24 protein-coding genes are annotated in these 18,890 nt (G+C 38.6%); 20 read left to right on the top strand and 4 right to left on the bottom strand.

Annotated elements, in window-relative coordinates; translation table 11 throughout:
- Nucleotides 1-113 precede the first annotated feature (113 nt).
- From R3D71_07535 to R3D71_07515, 5 genes are all read left to right on the top strand, one after another.
- On the top strand, nucleotides 114-1,343 hold the full coding sequence (locus R3D71_07535; protein MEZ5691499.1) for a phage portal protein: 1,230 nt from the start codon (nucleotides 114-116) through the stop codon (nucleotides 1,341-1,343).
- A 70-nt stretch (nucleotides 1,344-1,413) separates the two neighbouring features.
- A complete protein-coding gene (locus R3D71_07530) occupies nucleotides 1,414-1,971 on the top strand; it encodes a cytochrome b (protein ID MEZ5691498.1) in 558 nt (185 codons plus the stop codon).
- Between the two features lies 1 nt (nucleotide 1,972).
- Entirely contained in the window at nucleotides 1,973-2,548 is a 576-nt protein-coding gene (locus R3D71_07525) for a YceI family protein (GenBank protein MEZ5691497.1), read from the top strand.
- A gap of 116 nt (nucleotides 2,549-2,664) precedes the next feature.
- On the top strand, nucleotides 2,665-3,096 hold the full coding sequence (locus R3D71_07520) for a hypothetical protein (protein ID MEZ5691496.1): 432 nt from the start codon (nucleotides 2,665-2,667) through the stop codon (nucleotides 3,094-3,096).
- An 85-nt stretch (nucleotides 3,097-3,181) separates the two neighbouring features.
- Nucleotides 3,182-3,745 carry an HK97 family phage prohead protease gene (locus tag R3D71_07515; GenBank protein MEZ5691495.1) on the top strand — a complete coding sequence of 188 codons (564 nt, stop codon included), beginning with the start codon at nucleotides 3,182-3,184 and terminating at the stop codon, nucleotides 3,743-3,745.
- Between the two features lie 9 nt (nucleotides 3,746-3,754).
- Here R3D71_07515 and R3D71_07510 read toward each other — a convergent pair whose 3' ends face one another.
- Nucleotides 3,755-4,432, bottom strand: a complete 678-nt coding sequence (locus R3D71_07510) for a hypothetical protein (protein ID MEZ5691494.1) — start codon at nucleotides 4,430-4,432, stop codon at nucleotides 3,755-3,757.
- 153 nt (nucleotides 4,433-4,585) lie between these two features.
- On the opposite strand from R3D71_07510, the gene R3D71_07505 reads away from it, so the two are divergent.
- The 6 genes from R3D71_07505 (at nucleotide 4,586) to R3D71_07480 (ending at nucleotide 8,528) form a co-directional block, all read left to right on the top strand.
- Nucleotides 4,586-5,788, top strand: a complete 1,203-nt coding sequence (locus R3D71_07505; GenBank protein ID MEZ5691493.1) for a phage major capsid protein — start codon at nucleotides 4,586-4,588, stop codon at nucleotides 5,786-5,788.
- Nucleotides 5,789-5,969: 181 nt separating this feature from the next.
- Nucleotides 5,970-6,317: a hypothetical protein gene (locus R3D71_07500; protein MEZ5691492.1), complete on the top strand. Its 348-nt coding sequence runs from the start codon at nucleotides 5,970-5,972 to the stop codon at nucleotides 6,315-6,317.
- Between the two features lie 143 nt (nucleotides 6,318-6,460).
- Complete coding sequence (locus R3D71_07495; protein ID MEZ5691491.1) at nucleotides 6,461-7,282, top strand: hypothetical protein; 822 nt, start codon at nucleotides 6,461-6,463, stop codon at nucleotides 7,280-7,282.
- Nucleotides 7,283-7,420: 138 nt separating this feature from the next.
- Nucleotides 7,421-7,573: a hypothetical protein gene (locus tag R3D71_07490; protein MEZ5691490.1), complete on the top strand. Its 153-nt coding sequence runs from the start codon at nucleotides 7,421-7,423 to the stop codon at nucleotides 7,571-7,573.
- Nucleotides 7,574-7,635: 62 nt separating this feature from the next.
- Nucleotides 7,636-8,187, top strand: coding sequence for a head-tail connector protein (locus R3D71_07485; GenBank protein MEZ5691489.1), 552 nt, complete (start codon nucleotides 7,636-7,638; stop codon nucleotides 8,185-8,187).
- Nucleotides 8,184-8,528 (top strand): phage head closure protein, encoded by a 345-nt coding sequence (locus tag R3D71_07480; protein ID MEZ5691488.1) that lies wholly within the window; start codon nucleotides 8,184-8,186, stop codon nucleotides 8,526-8,528. The genes R3D71_07485 and R3D71_07480 overlap by 4 nt, the downstream gene beginning before the upstream one ends.
- Nucleotides 8,529-8,540: 12 nt before the next feature.
- On the opposite strand, the gene R3D71_07475 is transcribed toward R3D71_07480, so the two are convergent.
- Nucleotides 8,541-8,960, bottom strand: a complete 420-nt coding sequence (locus tag R3D71_07475) for a hypothetical protein (GenBank protein ID MEZ5691487.1) — start codon at nucleotides 8,958-8,960, stop codon at nucleotides 8,541-8,543.
- 151 nt (nucleotides 8,961-9,111) lie between these two features.
- Here R3D71_07475 and R3D71_07470 point away from each other — a divergent pair, with 151 nt between their 5' ends.
- Nucleotides 9,112-9,510, top strand: coding sequence for a DUF3168 domain-containing protein (locus R3D71_07470; protein ID MEZ5691486.1), 399 nt, complete (start codon nucleotides 9,112-9,114; stop codon nucleotides 9,508-9,510).
- Nucleotides 9,511-9,522: 12 nt separating this feature from the next.
- Here the strand turns inward: R3D71_07470 and R3D71_07465 are convergent, their stop codons facing one another.
- A complete protein-coding gene (locus R3D71_07465; GenBank protein MEZ5691485.1) occupies nucleotides 9,523-10,335 on the bottom strand; it encodes a hypothetical protein in 813 nt (270 codons plus the stop codon).
- A 1-nt stretch (nucleotide 10,336) separates the two neighbouring features.
- Nucleotides 10,337-10,822 (bottom strand): hypothetical protein, encoded by a 486-nt coding sequence (locus tag R3D71_07460; GenBank protein ID MEZ5691484.1) that lies wholly within the window; start codon nucleotides 10,820-10,822, stop codon nucleotides 10,337-10,339.
- A 68-nt stretch (nucleotides 10,823-10,890) separates the two neighbouring features.
- Here R3D71_07460 and R3D71_07455 point away from each other — a divergent pair, with 68 nt between their 5' ends.
- The 8 genes from R3D71_07455 to R3D71_07420 all read left to right on the top strand — a co-directional run bounded on the left by R3D71_07455 (nucleotide 10,891) and on the right by R3D71_07420 (nucleotide 18,760).
- Nucleotides 10,891-11,250, top strand: coding sequence for a hypothetical protein (locus tag R3D71_07455; GenBank protein MEZ5691483.1), 360 nt, complete (start codon nucleotides 10,891-10,893; stop codon nucleotides 11,248-11,250).
- Between the two features lie 248 nt (nucleotides 11,251-11,498).
- Nucleotides 11,499-13,385 (top strand): hypothetical protein, encoded by a 1,887-nt coding sequence (locus R3D71_07450; protein ID MEZ5691482.1) that lies wholly within the window; start codon nucleotides 11,499-11,501, stop codon nucleotides 13,383-13,385.
- A 168-nt stretch (nucleotides 13,386-13,553) separates the two neighbouring features.
- A complete protein-coding gene (locus R3D71_07445; GenBank protein MEZ5691481.1) occupies nucleotides 13,554-15,158 on the top strand; it encodes a hypothetical protein in 1,605 nt (534 codons plus the stop codon).
- A gap of 3 nt (nucleotides 15,159-15,161) precedes the next feature.
- Nucleotides 15,162-16,187 (top strand): hypothetical protein, encoded by a 1,026-nt coding sequence (locus R3D71_07440; protein MEZ5691480.1) that lies wholly within the window; start codon nucleotides 15,162-15,164, stop codon nucleotides 16,185-16,187.
- Between the two features lie 343 nt (nucleotides 16,188-16,530).
- Nucleotides 16,531-17,127, top strand: a complete 597-nt coding sequence (locus R3D71_07435; protein ID MEZ5691479.1) for a DUF2460 domain-containing protein — start codon at nucleotides 16,531-16,533, stop codon at nucleotides 17,125-17,127.
- 10 nt (nucleotides 17,128-17,137) lie between these two features.
- Nucleotides 17,138-17,989, top strand: coding sequence for a DUF2163 domain-containing protein (locus tag R3D71_07430; protein ID MEZ5691478.1), 852 nt, complete (start codon nucleotides 17,138-17,140; stop codon nucleotides 17,987-17,989).
- Nucleotides 17,990-18,090: 101 nt separating this feature from the next.
- Entirely contained in the window at nucleotides 18,091-18,276 is a 186-nt protein-coding gene (locus R3D71_07425) for a hypothetical protein (protein ID MEZ5691477.1), read from the top strand.
- On the top strand, nucleotides 18,263-18,760 hold the full coding sequence (locus tag R3D71_07420) for a DUF2335 domain-containing protein (GenBank protein ID MEZ5691476.1): 498 nt from the start codon (nucleotides 18,263-18,265) through the stop codon (nucleotides 18,758-18,760). The genes R3D71_07425 and R3D71_07420 overlap by 14 nt, the downstream gene beginning before the upstream one ends.
- Nucleotides 18,761-18,890 lie beyond the last annotated feature (130 nt).

The raw sequence follows: 18,890 nt of genomic DNA, 5'->3' as shown, positions 1-18,890 counted from the left end.
GATAATAATTCTATAAATATACGCTGATATTTTTGTGTTTATGACATTCCTTATTTAACCATTATTTCAATATTAAGTTCATTGGTTATTTATTTCATCATTAGGAGAAAATTATGAAAACAAAGCAATCTCTGCTTGGTAAAATTTTTGGTATAAAAAAACATGATAATAATGAAATAGGTAATCAAGAGAAGAAAGTATCTGATATTTATAATTATTTGTCACGCTCCTATATGGTAATGCCCGGACAAGCGGTATGGATGGATCGTAGCTATAGTCAGTTCTCGCAGGAAGCTTATATAAAGAACGTTATAGCACATCGCTCTATTGATATGGTGGCGACCGCCGCTTCTGTCGTTAAGTTTGAGCTATATTCAAAAAATACAAGAGGTGTAAGGAAAGAAGAGGTTAGCCATCCGATTCTTGATATACTTAAAAGACCGAATCCAGCGCAGTCTATGAGTGATTTTTTCCAGTCTTTATATAGTTATTATCAGATAAGTGGGAATGTATTTGTTCAGGCGGTTGGTAATAAGAATGCGTCGCCAAAAGAGCTTTATTTGCTTAGACCGGACCGTGTTTCAATCATCGCGGGTAAGAACGCTATGCCAGCGGCTTATCGTTACTGTGTTGATGATAAGGTGAAGGATTTTCCGGTAGATAGGATAAGTGGTAAATCAAAAATACTGCATATAAAGAGATTTAGTCCGCTTAATGACTGGTATGGCTTGTCGGCAGTTGAGGCGGCGGCTTATAGCATAGACCAGCATAATAACTCTAGCGCTTGGAATCAGGCGTTATTACAAAATGGCGCAAGACCGAGCGGTGCTCTGGTAGTCAGGTCAGACGCTCATGGCGGTGTGCTTTCAAATGAGCAATATGGTAGAGTGAAAAGACAAATTGACGAACAATTTTCCGGCGCGCAAAATGCGGGAAGACCAATATTACTTGAGGGCGGACTTGACTGGAAAGAAATGAGTATGACACCAAAAGATATGGATTTTATTGAGGCGAAGCATTCTGCCGCTCGTGACATCGCTCTTGCTTTTGGTGTGCCGCCGCAACTACTTGGAATACCGGGTGATAATACTTATTCTAATCTACAGGAGGCGAGGCTTGCTTTGTGGGAACAGACAGTGGTACCACTGGTTGAGCGAGTATGTAATAATCTAAGTAACTGGCTTACGTCTTTTTATGATGGTAATTTAGAGTTAGTCGCCGATACTGATGGGATAGGAGCGCTTGCTGGAAGTAATCAAGCGATATGGGATAGGGTAGAAAAAGCTAGCTTCCTTACTGATGACGAAAAAAGAGCGGCGGTTGGTTATCCGCCAGCTAAATGATTTTTATAATTTATAGAATATATTCAGAAATTATTGTATAAAATACATGAATAATTTTTTGAGGTATTTCATGTGTTTTAAGAATACGAAAGAATCATACGGTGTTATCGCCAAAAGCTTTCATTGGCTGATGGCGGTTTTTATTATTATTCTACTTGCCGTTGGTTTGATAATGGCGGATATGGAAAATACGCCTGATAAATTCAAGCTTATAGGTCTGCATAAGTCATTCGGTATACTAGTTTTGCTACTTGCTATATTACGTCTTGGTTGGAAGGTTCTTGATGTAAGTCCATCGCTTCCCGATGGTATGGAGAAGTTTGTAAAACTGGCAGCTAAGGTAGGGCATGTTTTATTATATATATTGATGTTCACGATGCCGATTAGCGGTTGGCTTATGTCATCTGCCGCTGGATTTCCAGTGTCTGTTTTTGGGCTATTCGTAATGCCTGACCTGATTGGAAAGGATAAAGAATTTGCTCATTATTTACACGAGATACATGAGCTATTGGCTTGGGCTTTAATAGGGCTAATAGTTGTGCATGTGTTGGCGGCTTTATTCCATCATTTTTATTATAAGGATGATATTTTAAGGCGTATGTTGCCGCGATTTGGAGGTAAAAAATAATATGTGGAGAATAGAGGGTTTTTTAGTCGCGATAATTTTGTTTTTAAGCTTTAGCTTTTCAGCTCTTTCAGCAGTTCCAGAATATAATCTTAATAAAGAGAAAAGCACGCTTAAATTTTACGCGATAAATAATAACGCTCCGGTTGAGGGAGAGTTTAAGGATTTTTCCGCTGATATAAAATTTGATAAGGATAACTTAAAAGAAAGCTCCATCAAGGTTGAGGTGAAGACCAGCAGTGTGTTCGCTGAATATGAGGAGTTGGTAAGTAATCTTGTAAGTAGTGATTGGCTGTCAGTAAAAGAATTTCCAGAAGCGGTATTTGTGAGTAAAACGATATCACGGATGCCTGACACTGAAAATTACTATAGTGATGGAGAGTTGTCACTACGTGGTAAGACAGTACCGGTGACCTTGAATTTCCAGCTTAAATTTATTGGTAGCGATAAGATTTTGGCTACCGGACAGGCAACCTTGCGGCGTAGTGATTTTGGAATTGGGCAGGGTGAATGGGCAAAGGACGATGTACTTAAAGATGAGGTGCGTGTTCAGTTCCGTGTGATGGCGGTGAGGAAGTAGCTGGTAATAGGCTTTGAGATAGTAATTTATATATAGGCTAAAAATTCTATAATAATCTTGACTTTATAGTTGATTCTAATACGTTTGCTATTAATCGGTGCGTAAAGGAGTTAGTTATGAAAAATATGTTGGTAATCTTACTATCAATTTTTGTTATATCACTGCCTACATCAGCTTACGCTGGAAAAATGAGGTTTGGGGACGACCATCATATAAGGAAATTGATGGATGTGGATTTTAGTGTAAAGGATGGTGAAAAGATTTACTTGGGACATATGGTTACCATCAAGTTTTTTATACTTGGAGTTTACGTAAAAGATGATGGTTATGTGCTAGGTGTTGTTAGCGAGCCGGGAAAGTATTATCCTCTGAATAAAGAAAAGCTAGATAAATTACAGCAAGAAGGGTTCTTACCGAAGGAATTGCCGAAATATAAATTGGAGGTTGCCGATTACATATTCGGGTATTCTTTATATATACTTATCATAGTTATAGCACTATGGAGTTATGTATCTAGTAAAATTAAAAGAAGAAGAAATTCTGTTTAGGTATAAATTGTTAATAGCTATGGATATTTAGGGTAATTTTTGTCAAAAATTACTATGTTGCTTTGTGCAACAAGAAGGATTTTTTATGTATATTGATAAAAAAGATAATGCGCTTAGGCGTAAACGGAGTAGGCTTGCCTTTAATTTGCAAATTAAATCTCTGGATAATGATGGCAGGTTTGCTGGATATGCCAGTGTGTTTGATGTGGTGGATAATCAGCGGGATATAATTTTGCGTGGGGCATTTGTTAACAGTCTGAAGGGCAGAGTTGGTGAGATAAAAATGCTGTGGCAACATCGGCAGGATGATCCGGTCGGTGTGTTTGAGAAAATATTTGAGGATAGTCGTGGTCTTTATGTTGAGGGACGGCTGTTACTTAATTTGGAAAAAGCGATAGAAGCCTATTCCTTAATGAAGGAAGGGGTGATTAGTGGGCTTTCAATCGGTTATACACCAATAACTTACCGTGTTAACGAAAAAACTGGGGTCAGAACTATTTCCGTTGCTGAGTTGTGGGAGATAAGTCTTGTTACTTTTCCGGCAAATGACGCGGCGAGAATAACTGTGTTAAAGCAAGACATACCCGCATATGAATTGGTAGAGCTTGCTGAGGCTTTGGATAGGGCTATTGGAATCATTAGAGAGTAGTTTGGAGTATTATCCCTTTTGATTAGCTTCAAATTTTGTTTTAGAACCTCTGATTATATTATCCATCTCGTTGGAGCCGATACCGACATTGGCGGCACGCTTGCGTATTGCTAATAACTGCTGACTGATTTCTTTAACAACAATTTCTTTTGGAGTAACCTCTTTACCATCAGGATTTATTATAGGTGATTTACCTTTTTTTATTAACGCCGGTAAAGTTTCTTTATCATAAATATTTTGTAAATTAGTAAGCAAATCTTTTTGTGCTAGGTCTATAACCAACGCAGGAACAGGAGATTTTTCTGTTGGAGGTATAACCGCACTTTTTATATTATTTGAAGATAGAAAATCTACCACTTTATTTACAAGTTGCTCTGCCGTGCCATTATTTATGAGGTTTGTTAGATCTATGTTACCTTTTTGGTTTAACCCGATTACTATAGATGTTTCAGGTGACATATTATGTTTTTTTGTAATGCTATTAACATGATTTGCGTAAGACTGATAGTCTTCATCCTCTTGCTTAAGGAGTTTTTTTACTGCTGTATTATACGGTGTTAAAATAGGAGCCGATGATTCTGGGCTTGTTATAGAACCCTTCTCTCCTGTTTTATTAAGTGTGCTAGGGCTATTAGTTAATACTTCGTGAAGCCATTTGATTTCTTTTATATGTTGTTGAGCAGTCATTTTAAGTTCTATAGCCGTTGATTACGAAGTTTTGCAAGAGATGACCGTATCATAGTACATCTAATAGTCAAATAATAAATTTTAACCTTTTCTACATCCTTTCTTTGGTTGACAGGATGGTAGTCTTAATAATCAAAAAATAAGGAGAAACTTATGAGTATAAGTGAAATTACCGATCGTGTTGCCTCGCTTGGCAACGCATGGGAACAATTTAAGCAAGTAAATGACGCTAGGCTTAGTGAAATTGAGCGTAAAGGTAGCGCGGACGCTCTATATAGTGAGCATTTAGGAAATATAAACGCCGCTCTTGATAATTATCGTAGTCGTCTTGACGCGATGGAGGTTGCTTATAACCGTCCTGAGTTTGAGGAAAAGCAAACATCATTTAAGAACGAGCCAGCTTTTCATGGTGAGTATAGCAAAGCTTTCCGTAATTATCTGCGTAAAGGTGTGGAAGTTAATCTGGATAATCTACAAACAAAGGCTCTTTCGGTTGGTTCAGATCCTGATGGTGGATATTTGGTGACTCCACATATGTCAGCGAAAATAACTCAGTCGGTTTTTGAGAGTTCTCCGCTACGTCAATTAGCGTCGGTTGAGACTATATCCACTGATTCTTTGGAGCTGATAGATGACCATGATCAGGCGGCGGCGGGTTGGACATCGGAGACTGCCGCCGTAAGCGATACCGCTACACCAACTATCGCTAAAAAAAGCATTTCCACCTTTGAATTATACGCGCAGCCAAAAGCCACACAAAAACTGGTTGATGATTCGGCTATTGATATAGAGAGTTGGCTTGCCGGAAAAATAGCCGATATTTTTTCTCGTAAGGAAAATACAGCTTTTATTAGTGGTGATGGGACTACTCAGCCAAAAGGTATTCTAACTTATACAGCTGGTACAAGCTGGGGAGAGATTGAGCAAGTTAATTCTGGTGTTGATGGCGCGCTTACCGCTGATTCAATAATCAATTTATTTTACTCACTGAAAGACGCTTATACGAAAAGGGCGAGTTTTTTGATGAATCGCACGGTTGTACAATCAGTAAGGTTGCTTAAACAATCTGGTACTGGTCAGTATTTATGGCAACCAAGTCTTGCGGCTGGCGCTCCTGATACTCTTATGGGAGTTCCCGTATATATGGCGGTGGATATGCCAGTTGCCGCTAGCAACTCGCTTTCGGTCGCTGTTGGTGATTTTACCGCCGCTTATCAAATTGTGGATCGTAAATCCATTAATATTTTAAGAGATCCGTTTACAGAAAAACCGTTTGTTAAATTCTATGCCACAAAGCGGGTTGGTGGTGATGTAATTAACTTTGAGGCTATAAAATTGCTTAAGCTAGCTGTTTAGTGTGGTTTCTATATAGAATGTGTTGATGTAAGCGGCTATAAAATAAAGGTTTTATGGTCGCTACATTATTCGCTTCGTAAGTCTATTTGTATTAACCTATTGTTTTAACACAAATTTAATGAGGTTGCTTTATAGTATTGTTTTATAGTAAAATTCTGAGGTAATCCATTTGGAGTAAAATGTGAGTAAACTTTCGGTTACTGAGCGTATTATAGCTGAAAAGACGGTTTGCGTGCTTATGGTGCGTGGCGAGAATACTGACGGTCAGCCAGTGTTTGCTTATGTCGCGGTGCGCGCGGATAGGCTTGAGGAGTTTATAAAAGCTCAGGAAAGTGGGATTTTTTACCCTGAGGAATACGGTATTATTATAGAGGCTGGTATCGGAGAACCCTCTGAAGAAGTTAAAGAAAAGATGACTAAAGAGTATGGCTTTAATCATGAGGCTATGCTTGATGTTAAGGATTCATCTAATATAAATGAAGTGACAAAGAATATAACCTCTTATGTGGCTGAACAAAAAGAAAATTAACTTCTGATACTCTATATCACGAATTGTAATATATGGTTATTTTTTACCGTAACCTTCATAAAAGCTTCATAAAATCTGTTGTCTAATTATGCTATTATCATGAATGGGTTATTGTGTTTATGTTCAACTAAGGTGATGTTAAATTGGCAATTTCTACGGAAAATAGTGATATAGCAAAAGTTTCAGGTCAACAAACCGCTAGGCGGTCGGTTGGTTTGGAGTCGCTTGGTTTTGTTGTGGCTGAAGGAGCTTCTACAGCTGTGTCTCTGGGCACGGTCGCTGTTGCCGATAAATTGATACCTGAGAAATATCTCAATAAAGTATCACATTCTCTTTCTAATGTTGTTATAAAACCATACCAGAAAACCATAGAAAAATGGTTGGATAAATGTAGCATAGAAGATTGCAAGGTAGACCGTAATAAGTCAGAGGATGAAAGGGCGGATAAATACGCTAAAGCTTTGATAGTTTTTGGTGGTGCTTGGGTTCTTTCTATGGTCGCTAAAAGTTTCGCTAGAGACAAAATGAACAAAGTAATGAATGTTAATGGTAGTAATGGAAGGCAGAAATCAGTAGCTAGTGACTCATGGGTAAGAAAGATTGGAGACCATATTCCGTTTATTAACTGGAGTAACGAAAAAAGGATGATTTTTGCGGTAGATGAAGGTGTGCATCTTGGTTCACTAATATTCTTAAATACTAAAGGCTCAGAAATCACCGATGATAATATAAAGACAATGAGTAAAGCTCTTCAAAAAATTGGTGTAAGTGAGAAGAAAGCCAAAGATATATCAACTATGGCGATGGTGTGGGAAGTTCCTAACGCTCTTGGTAGCGCGGCGGGTCTTTCTATGGTCTTTGGAAAACATGCTTATGGCTGGCCAAATAAGCATCAACATCAAAAATTTACAGATATATTATCCGGAAGGGCTAGCTCGTTAGCACCTCAGTCTATTCATACTTAGAGAATAGGCTATAGGCATTAGGCAGCAGGCATTAGTGGACAAGAGGCCCGTTAAGTCAGATAGAGTTCCGCCAGCAATGCCTCATGTGAAAAGCTATAGTCTTTTACTGGGATGAATATATCAATCTAGGAAAATTTTATGACAGTGATTATGTTGCATACTCGCTATGGCAGTGAGGATGGATTCGCTGTGCGTTTATTTATAAAGAATCATAAGTATGAAATTACTGATATTTTAGCTGAATATTTCATAAGACGTGGATTTGCTAGGAAGTGTTGTTTTTCTAACTAGTGTTTTTGGGGGATGGGCGGTAGCGCACCGTCACTATCAATAAATAAAATAACAGGGATATTATGACAAGTAATAGAGAGTATGGACTTGAGCGTGTTGTCGCGCCGACAAGTGAGCCGATTAATCTTACTGAGGCTAAATTATATTTACGGGTTGATTCAACTTTAGAGGATTCTCTTATAGGTGATTTAATCGTATCAGCAAGAATTAGGGCTGAAGAGTGGATGAGAAGGTCTCTAATAACGCAAACATGGAAACTTACATATGCTGAGTATTTGGACTGTAGCGTATATTTGCCGATGTGTCCGGTAAGCAGCGTAAATAGTGTAACCATAGTTAATCGTGACCTAAGTCAATCTGTGGTTTCCGCTTCAGATTATTATATTAATGTCGCTAATAACCGCATTATATTTGATAATAATATAATCGGTTTTTCTATAGAGATAATTTATGAAGCTGGATATGGGGTGGCGACTGATGTTCCGCAACCTATTAAATATGGTATATTAGCTGATATAGCATTTATGTATAATAATAGAGAAGGGGCAGCGGGTACTATTATTCCTGATAATGTCGCTACTTTATATATGCCATATCGTGAGGTTCTTTTATGAAAAAAGATATTACTTCACGATTGCGTTATAGAATAACATTACAGCAGGATATGGGTGTGGCTGATGGCGCTGGAGGATATACGGAGAACTGGCAAGATGTAGCGGTTCTATGGGCGGAAATAGTTCCGGCTGGAAACAAGCTTAAAGGTAGAGAGAAATTTTTCGCTGGTCAGATACAGTCTGAAAATATGTATAGAATAACAATTCGCCATAGAGATGGTATAGCTAATAATATGAGAATTATTTTTGCTGGTAAGATGTTTAATATAAAGTCTGTTGTTAGTTTCAATGAAATTGATGGGACAATGGAGATATTAGCTGAGGAAGGTGTGGCTATTTAGACGTATTATGAACTATGCTAGTTGTGTTTTTTTGTTGTTGGTAGAAATTGAAAAAAGAAGCTGATTAATTCTTTCTCTAAATTCTTTCTCCCATTCACGTTTAAGGCGCATATCGCACATATTACACATATCACGTAGAAATTTTATAGTGCTTTCAAAGCTGAACATGTGGAGCGCCTCAACAAAATCCTCATAATTCTCAATGTTATTTTTTTTTGAGAGAGTTTCGGAGCCTTCCAGCAGTTCATGTATAGCGTGTCTCCATGTCTGGTAAGCGTTTATGTAGTGAGGGTCGGTGTTTTTGATCACTTTCTCAAGGTATTGCTCAGCCTCAGTAAGAATGAGTTTGTATTGATCAAAAAAATCCTCAAACACTATATACATAGTGTCAATATTAACATCATGTGTTGGTAGGTTAGAGTAATGGAACATGAGGATTACTCTAGCATATTATGATTACATTTTTATGACAGATTTTTAATTTTTATTAACTTTTATTGATTGAGAATTTTTCTTATTAGGATTGTTATAAATAATATTATTGTGCAGTGCAAAAGAATTAAGATGTGAAACGGAGGTATCTTTGAGTATAGATTATCATATAATACAAAAGGCTATATACGAAAAACTATCAGGAAATAGCCAAATATTATCTTTGGTGAATGGAATATTTGACGTTCCACCACAAGATGCTGATTTTCCCTTTATAACCATAGGAGGTAGTCAGGTAAATATATTAGATAAGCTATCTGGTGGTAATGTTGAGTATATATTTGAGATTAATGTATGGAGTAGAAAATCAGGGCGCAAGGAGCTGGTTGATATAATGGATTTAATTTATGATGAATTTCATAACAATATTATTAACATATCTGGTAAAGAGATATTATCAGCGCGGATAGTATCACATGATATAAATATGGAAAATGATGGGTATACTTATAATGGCGCTTTGAGGATAAGGATATTACTCAAAGTTTAAGATAAGATATAGCTATTTTTTTGTGGTTTTTAGCATATTAGAAATGTCCTTCATGTATTCATTATATTGCTTGTAGATACCGTTTACCGTATCTGGCAGACATTCATTTTCCGAGTATAATTCTTGATATGAACCAACGGCGGCGGTCAATATGTCATTTTGTATGTCAAAAGAAGTGTTAAGGGATTGTAAGTCTTTTTGTAGGGCTCGGAATATAAGGTTATAGTTATCATCATTTGTTTTGCCGCATTTCTTAAGGAAGAAATGAGTCACTAGAAGCTCTTCATAATATATTTTAACTTTGTCAATGCTGGTCTTTATTTTGTCATTTTCTGATAGTTCACTGTATCCATTACTATCTTGTCCAAAAATATCCTGTATATCGGGCTGCTTTGGCTTGTTGTCAGCTACTTTAACGGTTGTGTTGTTGTTATGAGTATTATTTGTGGAGACTTTACCATCTATAATAGTTTTATATTTATTTAATAGTTCATCATACTGTTTTTTATATGTTTGTAACTCATCTATAGCTTCATTGTAGCTTATGTTAGTTATTTCTTGTTTTGATTTAAGCTTTATTACCTGATTCTGAAGAGTTTTTAACTGCCAGTCATAAAGCCCTATAATTAGGAAAGATAAAAATATTATTGATAATGATTTGACGCTTTGTGAATTAAAAAGGGATTTTATAGGTTCTATATCCTCAATATTTCCTTCTTTGTTTAGATGTTTGTTGAAGTGTTTTTTTTCAACTAGATGAAATAGTGCTATGGATATAAAAACAATTAGAAGTAATGATGGAGTCAAAATATAGACACCAATCATGCTATGGATGGTCACCTAACATAGCGTCACAATCTATGTTAAGCTGGTTATTTTTTGTTTCGAGGACGCGTAGACGATCTATCTCAAAGCAGCGATACTCAACGTGTAATATTTTGTACCCACAAGTAGGGAAAGGGTCTTCTCCTAGATTATAGGTATTTATAGGAAAATCACATTTAGATTTGCCATTACAAAGCTGGGAAACACGATACAAGACATTATTCTCTTTTCTGTTACCTTTATCGTTAGAATCATCGTAATAATTATAGCTGTTTTCAGTATTATTTTGTTTTTGGTACAATTTACTTTTAAGACAGTTTAACCCCCAACTCGCTCGCTCTATCACTATCTTATAAGGTGATAATGATGTTGGGTTGTTGACAGGAGTTGGTGTGTTTTGTTCAGGAGCTGGTACAATCATTTTTGCCGCTAGTAACAATACCAAAGATATAATCACCACTACTATCAGATGTATCTTAAAAGACATAAGGTTAATTTTTTATGCTTCGTTTATAAAAATAACGGGTTTATTACAATAAAATTCAGGATATTACAATGACTATAGGAATTAAAGATAAACATTTCATGAATATTTTTGAAAAGCGACTGGTTCGTATAGAAAAAATATTGGCTAGGATAGAAAAAATCTCAATAGAAAGTGGTGATTCGCAAAATATATTGAAAGATTTTATTAGCCATTTTGATTTGCCCAACGGGGGGCTGCCATCTAATAATCGGTTAAATCCTGTGTTTCCTGTTAATAACTCGGAGATGGGTAATGAAACTGTCACAATTCCGTCAAAAAACTCTATAGGTTCAGTTGGTTCTGTTAATAAAGGACTATCTTTAAGTAAGAACCAAATTATCGCGGATTTGGCAAAAGAGATAGCAAGAGCGAGTAGACGTAATTTATAGGATATTAACAATTTGATATATAAATATATTTTTGTATTGAGTGATAATTATTTGTTTTGTTAATTATGTATATGTTTTTGTTGATAGTAAATTTGCTTACGTCATTAAAATGTAATAAAAATTTGATGGTTAGAGCCAGAAGTTTTTTGCTATAATGTATCATCTATAGGTGTAAGCTGTGAACCTATAGAATTTTTGGTATTAATATTGGTGTTAGTAACTATAGCAATTATTGGTTAAGTATTTGAATGTCTTATGACCATATGAACAATGGGGGAATGGGTGGACTTGCCTCGCAATTTGCGGAACAGGCAAAGGAGCAGCTTGAGCAGTCAAATCAGAATAACATTAACTCACTAGCCTCTATGGTCACCGTTCAGGAGAAGAACGGGAAACACCATTGGATGGGGATTGAGGTATCCAGCGAGATGGCGGCGGTACTTCAGACAGTTACTAGTGGTCTTCCAGTATTAATAAATGAGTTTGTAAGTGGTGGTGCTTATAAACACTCTAGGAATATCTATAACGAACTCCATAAAAAATTTCATAATGGTGCTGGGAATTTGCAGGCTGCACATAAAGCAGGTTTATGGAGCGCGGGGGCGGTAGCTGCCGCTTTGATTGGCGCCCAACCAACAGTTGAGGTGGTTCAGGCGATCAGGAATAGGAGTAAGGAGCGTCGGGAAATTCGTGATAATCTAGAGATGGTTCTAGAGTCAGATAAGGACGCTGAAAAAAATAATGAAGTCATTCAGACCGCTATGGAGAAGACGAGCCAGATTATGAAGCTTGGCTTTAAGAGAGCTTCCGCTGAGCTTCCGACAGTGTTGCTAAATGGCTATTTCGCTATTGGTAATCATAAGGCGCTAGCGAATCATGAAAAAGGAAAAATGGCTCGTAGCCAAGCTCTTGGTAGTGAGAATGGTGGCTTGGGTAGTCTTGAATCAATGATGAAACAAGAAAGAGAATCACGTGAACAATTTAAACGATTAAAAGAAGCTCATGGACTAAGTGACCATGACGCGGAAAGAGTTTATAATGATTATAACGAAGCTAAAAGATTAAGAGAAAGAGAAATAATTGAAGGTAAGAATGTAGGTGGTCACGAATCACCTGTTGATGGTAAAAGTAGGGAAATGGCGGTAGCTACCGGCTCTATAATCAACTTATTCTTGAAACAAAAGGTAAATAAGGATGTAGAGAGTGAGCTTGGTAAAACTTCAGCATATGAGTTGATTATCGGGCTCAGGGAGAGGATAAACAGCGGTGAGCTTCGTGAAGGGGAAAATATTGGGGCTTATGTATCAGAGATTTTCCGGCAGAATGAAAAGGATAGAGGAAGATCTGATATAGGTCCGGCGCTCATGGAAAAATTGCAACCTCTCGCTGATCGGATCGGGGAGGTAATCTCAAAACGTGAGCTTGATGCTATGTCGCTTGTGAGTTTTGTTGGTGATGGTAAGGTGCTGAATAAAAGGCATTTTGTTAAATCAGATAAACTTGAGGATATTATTGATGAGCAGAGGAAGAATTTTGGCTCACATGAGAAGACCCCGCTTGATGAGTTCCTTGCTGATTTTCAAAATCCGCAGCTCATAATGAGTGCTGTGTCTTCCACCCTCAATGAGTTGAAAGGTAATGATAAGGCGGTTTTCGCTTCCATGTTCTCAGATGATGTTTTGCTTAAAGCTGGATTATCTAAAAAAGAAATCGCACCTTTGCGTAAGGATGGGCATAGTCATGTATTTGAATTTGTTAAAAATACTGCTATGGAGCTTGGTGAAAAATCTCCAGAGGAATTAAAAGATGTAGGGCTTTCTGATCGTCAGATTGAGGCTGTTCACAGCCTTAAAGAGGCATTTGAGGCTGGGGATAAAAAAGAAGCTAAATCTATGCTGGAAAAAGGTGGGGATATTACCTCTGCCGTTCGTGACTACGCTCTTCGTGAGCAGGTGGCGAGTGGTATGAGCGGTGGTAGATATTGGACAGAAAAAATTCATAAAAAACCGGAGATTAATCCGGAGGAACTTAAAAAGAAAGCACGTGATATTCCTGATGGTATGGAAGAATTGTCCAATGCCCAGCGGCTTGCTGACTCACGTGCGGATGGTGCCGCTCTTGGTGGGCTGGCTTAGAAAGGTTCTAGGGGCTTGGTTCTAGGCTCTAGGTGGCAGGATATGTCTTGTGGATATGTCTTGTAGATTCTAGTTGTAACATTTCCTCATTTTTCAAATGACTGACTGTAACATAATATTAATAAAAAAACAGTGGGATAGCCGCTACCATCATAGTATAATCGTGGTATGAGTGCGAAAATTCATTATATAAATCAAAGAGGAGCTAAGCCACAGGCTGGTCAGCAGCCATCTGTGGATTCTGATGATGTTCAGAATGCGGCTGGCGCGGCACAGACAGCGCATGAATCTAGCGTAATGGAAAAAGTTGGTAATGCTACCGGTGGTGCCTTGAATGTGGGAATGTTTGTCGCTGGTTTCGGGCATATCATAGCTGGTCTGCTTGGCAGTGCGTCAAAAGGTGTTGAATGGTTTGGTGATAGAACTGGTATAGATTTTATAAAAAAAGCTGGGAAAAAAACTGGCGGATTTGTAGAAGCCGTTAACAGCAAAACTGTAGAAGAATTAATGCCAAGAAATAATTTTACCAATACTGTTGGTAAAGAGTTGAACTCGGCAGCGAAATTTACCGGAAAAAAATTTAACGAAGCAACTAATGTAACTAGGCTAGGTTATGTCGCTTCGGAAGTAAATAGTCGCAGTGCCGTTAAGCATTTTACTAATGCTACTGAACTTCTTGGTAAATTCAGGGAGTATGGAGAACTTCCCACAACATTACAACCTTATGCGAATGAGCTGAAAGGGATTTTATCACAAGCGGAAATTGGCAAGGTTGACGCTAAAAAATTTGCGGCGGCAAAGACAGCTTTTGATGGTGAGTTGGAGAGGCTTGTAAGTGGTGGTTATGATACGTCATCCAGACAGAAAGTAGTACTTAATAAGTTTGGCAATGCTATTAATACTGCAGAAAAAGCTGTTGGGAAGCACGCTAACGCTCTTGGTTGGAAGTCTGGGAAGTTGGGTAAAAGTATAGCTAGCCTGCCAAAACAGATGTATAAGGCTCCGGTCTTAACAACGGCGATGAATGCTTCTTTCATAGCCGCTAGCGCTATGGAGGTGTTTGGTGAGGCGAAAGGATTTACCGCTAATTTGAATGCTCTTAAGCAAATGAATAAGGATATAACTGGAAAAGACGCTTCTACCGCCGCTGTTTTATTTGGTAGCGTGTCAAAACCGGTCGCTGAGGCACGCTCTAAGTTGCTTAAAAGTTTTGTGGTATCAGAAGGTGCTGGGCTTGCCGCTCTTGGAGTTAACATTGCTTTTGCTATTCGTGGAAAAATGTCAATGCTTGGCTTTATGGCTCCACACGCGGCAGCTACTGGTCTTAATGCTTTGGTTGGTGAGACGGTTCTTTCTAATTATGACGCTCTTAAGAAGGCGCAAGCGGCTGGTCAGGCGATACCGGCGGACGCATACGCTGAATTTATAACTAAAGCTGCTGGCAGTAAACAACTCGCTTCAGTTAAAGGCGGCTATGAATCGGTTAAGAAGCTCGCTACACAGTATGCTGAACAGAAAGTCGCACCTGGTCAGATTATGCGTGAGGTTGCTGATGGCAGTATATTTAAGAAGTTAGACAGTTTGGCGGTTGCGGGTGGCTTAGCGGTTGGTGGTCAGAAGCTGGCGGGAAATCAGGCTAAGCAAGCATATTCACATGTCGCGGCATTAAGAGGTAATAATAATCAACAACAGAAACAAGTTGTTGGTGATCACACTGCTTCTTTGGTTAGTAATTCAGCCGGTGCTAATAAAGCATTAGAGTTGGGGGCTTAGAATATGGCCATTGATCCTGATAAATCGCTAAATGATATAGCTGGTAGGCAAAAAATTGTTGAGAATGCTCATAGTGCGGTAGTTGGTGCTAGTACACTCAACGGTGTAATAAATACTGATGTTATTCAAAAATACGCGCCAACAAGGGCTACCGCTATTTCTCCGGTGCTAGATAGGATAGCACGTGTGGCTACACCAGCGGGGTTTGCCCTTGATGTCGCGGTGCGGCACTATGATGATGAAAACCTTAAAGTCCAGATGGAAAAATATTTTAATGAAGGTGATATACGTCTTGCTAAAAGACAGTTGGAAAGACAGAATCAGGCATTTAGAAAAGCGGTAAATAAGGAAGTTGACTGGGGTGATATTGGTGGTCAGTTTCTTTCTGTTTCTATTGGAGCAGGAGTAGGTAGTGTTATAACCGCTTTTGTTTTGCCATTTGGCGGTTTACTTCCAGTTGTAGGAGGGATTGTCGGTGGATATAAAGGAAATCAGATTTATAATGATAAAATAGTTGAGCAAAAGCAGGATCCTGTAGTAATTAATTTACAGATTGCTGAGATGGTGAATAATAGAGACTATGTGCCACAGGGAGTTGTATTTGCCGCTCTCGCTTCTAATCTTGAAGGAGAGCACGGTAAAATGGCGAGTAAGTTATTGGAGAAATATACCGGTGAGAAAACCTTTGCCGCCGCTCTTTCTGATCATGAGAATATAGCAAAATTAAGGGCAATGAGCCAAGATCCACGTATCGCGGATGCAATTCGTGCGCAGACCGGAATGATTTATGATCCGCATGACCCATTCAAAACAGTGGACGCGCAATATGCTGAGCTGATTAATGGTGGGCATATGAAGCCAAAGAATCTATTTAATCCCGGTGAGGGTATATATGTGCTTTCTACCATGAAGGTGAACGGGCAAGCAAGCGATATGAATTATGATGTGAATAGTCAAACTCCGTTATCACCACCAGCGCAAACCACGCTTCCTCGTGGGGTGAACGCTTCACAAGGGGTTGGTGTTTAGAACAGCTTCGCTGGCTGATGGCTCGTGCCGCCTACTGGCGCATGGCGATTTCATTTGGGTATCAGGCACTGAACATGACACTGTCATGCCGTCTTTATGACGGCATCCGGTTGTGAAAAGCAGAGCTTTTCACTGGATTTATCTGTAACCTACCAGACCCCGCTAACCACGTGCGTGGTGACATTGTATCCAAAGGCGATTGCCATGTTGCTTCCCCCTACGCTCTTTGAGTTTCGGCGGACAGGTGATGATGGCACAGCCTGACTTACTGTGCTTCTTGTTCCCTAGCTCCTAGCTTCTAGAACCTAACATCTATTTTAATCAATAATTCAGGAGTTTTTTTATGGTATTTGTGGAAACACGTTTTCCTGTTGATATTTCTTATGGATCATCAGGAGGACCTGAATATTTTACCGATATTGTGGTAAGTAACGGTGGTTATGAGCAGAGAAATATAAATTGGGCACAAGCACGAGCTAGGTATAACGTGGCGCATGGTATTAAGAGTCAAGCGCAACTTGATTCTCTCATAGCGTTTTTTAGAGCGAGGAAGGGAAGAGCGAACGGCTTTCGTTTTAAGGACTGGAGTGATTATAAAGCAATAACTCAGCTTATTGGAACTGGTGATGGTGTGGCAACTGATTTTCAGCTTATTAAATCATATGATAGTGGTGGTGTTATTGAAAATAGAACGATCAATAAGCCGGTATCTGACAGTGTTGTGGTATATTTAGATGGTGTTGTATCTAGCTCTTACACGCTTGATGATACTACAGGTGTTGTACAATTTTCAGTGGCACCTGCTGTTGGTGTTATAATTACCGCTGATTTTGAGTTTGATGTTCCGGTGCGTTTTGATACTGATCGCCTGTCAGCTTCCCTTGATTCGTATGGGGTTAGTAGTTGGAATGATATTCCATTAGTTGAAATTAGGGTTTAGAGGAAAAATCATGAAAAATATCTCAAATGAGCTCGCTTTACATATAGCAGGTGAGGTGACTACCCTTGCGACTTGTTGGAAGCTTACAAGACGTGATGGTGTTAATTTTGCTTTTACGGATCATGATTTGGACATAAATGTTGAGTCGGTAATATATAAGGCGGCGAGTGGGTTTACTCCTAGCGCGATTCAAAATACAGATTCTCTTAATGTTGATAATCTTGATATTGAGGGTGTTTTGTCGTCAGAAAATATAGAAGAGAAAGATATAATGGCAGGACTATATGATTTCGCTGAGATAGAAATTTTTATGGTAAATTATAGTGACCTTACACAAGGAAAATTGAAGCTTAGAAGAGGGTGGCTTGGTGAAGTAGCGATTCGTTCCTCTCAGTTTGTGGTGGAGGTAAGAGGGCTTACGCAGCGTCTTTCACAAAAATTTGGTGAGCTGTACTCCGCTTCATGTCGCGCGTCATTTACCGATAGCCGTTGTAAGTTGGATGCCGCGTCTTTTACAGTTTCTGGTAGTGTAACTTTTGTTACCTCAAATCAAGAATTTTTTGATTCAACACGCTTAGAGTCTAGTGGAATATATAATTTTGGGAAGATTAGTTTTACCAGTGGAGATAATTCTGGTTTGTCTATGGAATTGAAAGAATTTATTAGTGGTGGTAGGATAATTTTAGTTTTACCTATGCCATATCTGGTAAGTGTTGGTGATAGTTATAATATGACACAAGGTTGTGATAAAACTTTATCTACTTGTATTAATCGCTATAGTAACGCTATCAATTTTAGAGGTGAACCACATGTTCCTGGTATTGACTCAATGTTAGAGACAGCGGGAACTAGAAAAAAATAAATATAAAAATAGATTAAGTAAAAAAATGTTTTTTCAGTATGATTTTAATGTTATTAAGATAGTATGAAAATGAGTATGAATTTGAGTGGTGTGGTATCTACATGAGAGTGATACGAGATTTTACTGTTGGGATATTTTCAGTATTGAAAATTACTAGTTCTCCGTTGCTCTATCGTTATCCATATAAAAATTCCGCTGAGGGTTTGCGCAAGGATTGGATAAGCATAGGGCAGGATATTGAAAACATAATTGGCAAATTGGAAGAAAGTAGCAATGGAGACGATTGAAGGTAACAACGAGAATCAGCGCCCTACTAGGACTGGTGGTTATTATAAACAAAGAGGTAATCGTGACCGCAATCAGAATAGGACTGTAGAGATTTTACCGCATCCAGAGGTTCTGGAGAGCTATAATTATGTTGTGGATGGTTCCGCTAAGATGATTCTTACCATGTTTGAGATGGAGCAAAAGCACCGCCATGAATGGGAAAGACAAGCTCTTAGGGTGCATGGAATCACCTCTATTGTTGGTCAGGTTCTAGGTTTTTTTATCGCTGTCGCTGTGTTTGTATCGGCGGCGGTAATTGGTATACATGGTAACTCAACGATTGCCGCGACCATTTGGGTGTTTGGCATGTCTATAGTGGTTATGGCTGGTCTGGTCTGGGCATACGCCAAGAGCATGGGGCAACGTCCGCTTTTCGCCCGTCCGACGATGCGTACACATTTCCGCCCACAAAAGGATAAGGATAGCAAAGAATCTCGGGAGTAGAGAAAATCTGATAGTTATGGTTCAGGACTGACATAATCTATTGGTCTTGTTTTTTTGATTTTGCAATTTCTTATTCACTAACGTTTGAAAAGCCTTAAATCCCAAGCACCTAAAACTATATAAATAACGG

This window comes from Rickettsiales bacterium (assembly GCA_041396965.1).
GTDB lineage: Bacteria > Pseudomonadota > Alphaproteobacteria > Rickettsiales > SXRF01 > SXRF01.
Note: the sequence above shows the minus strand (reverse complement) of the source record. Positions and strands in the feature narration are given on the sequence as shown.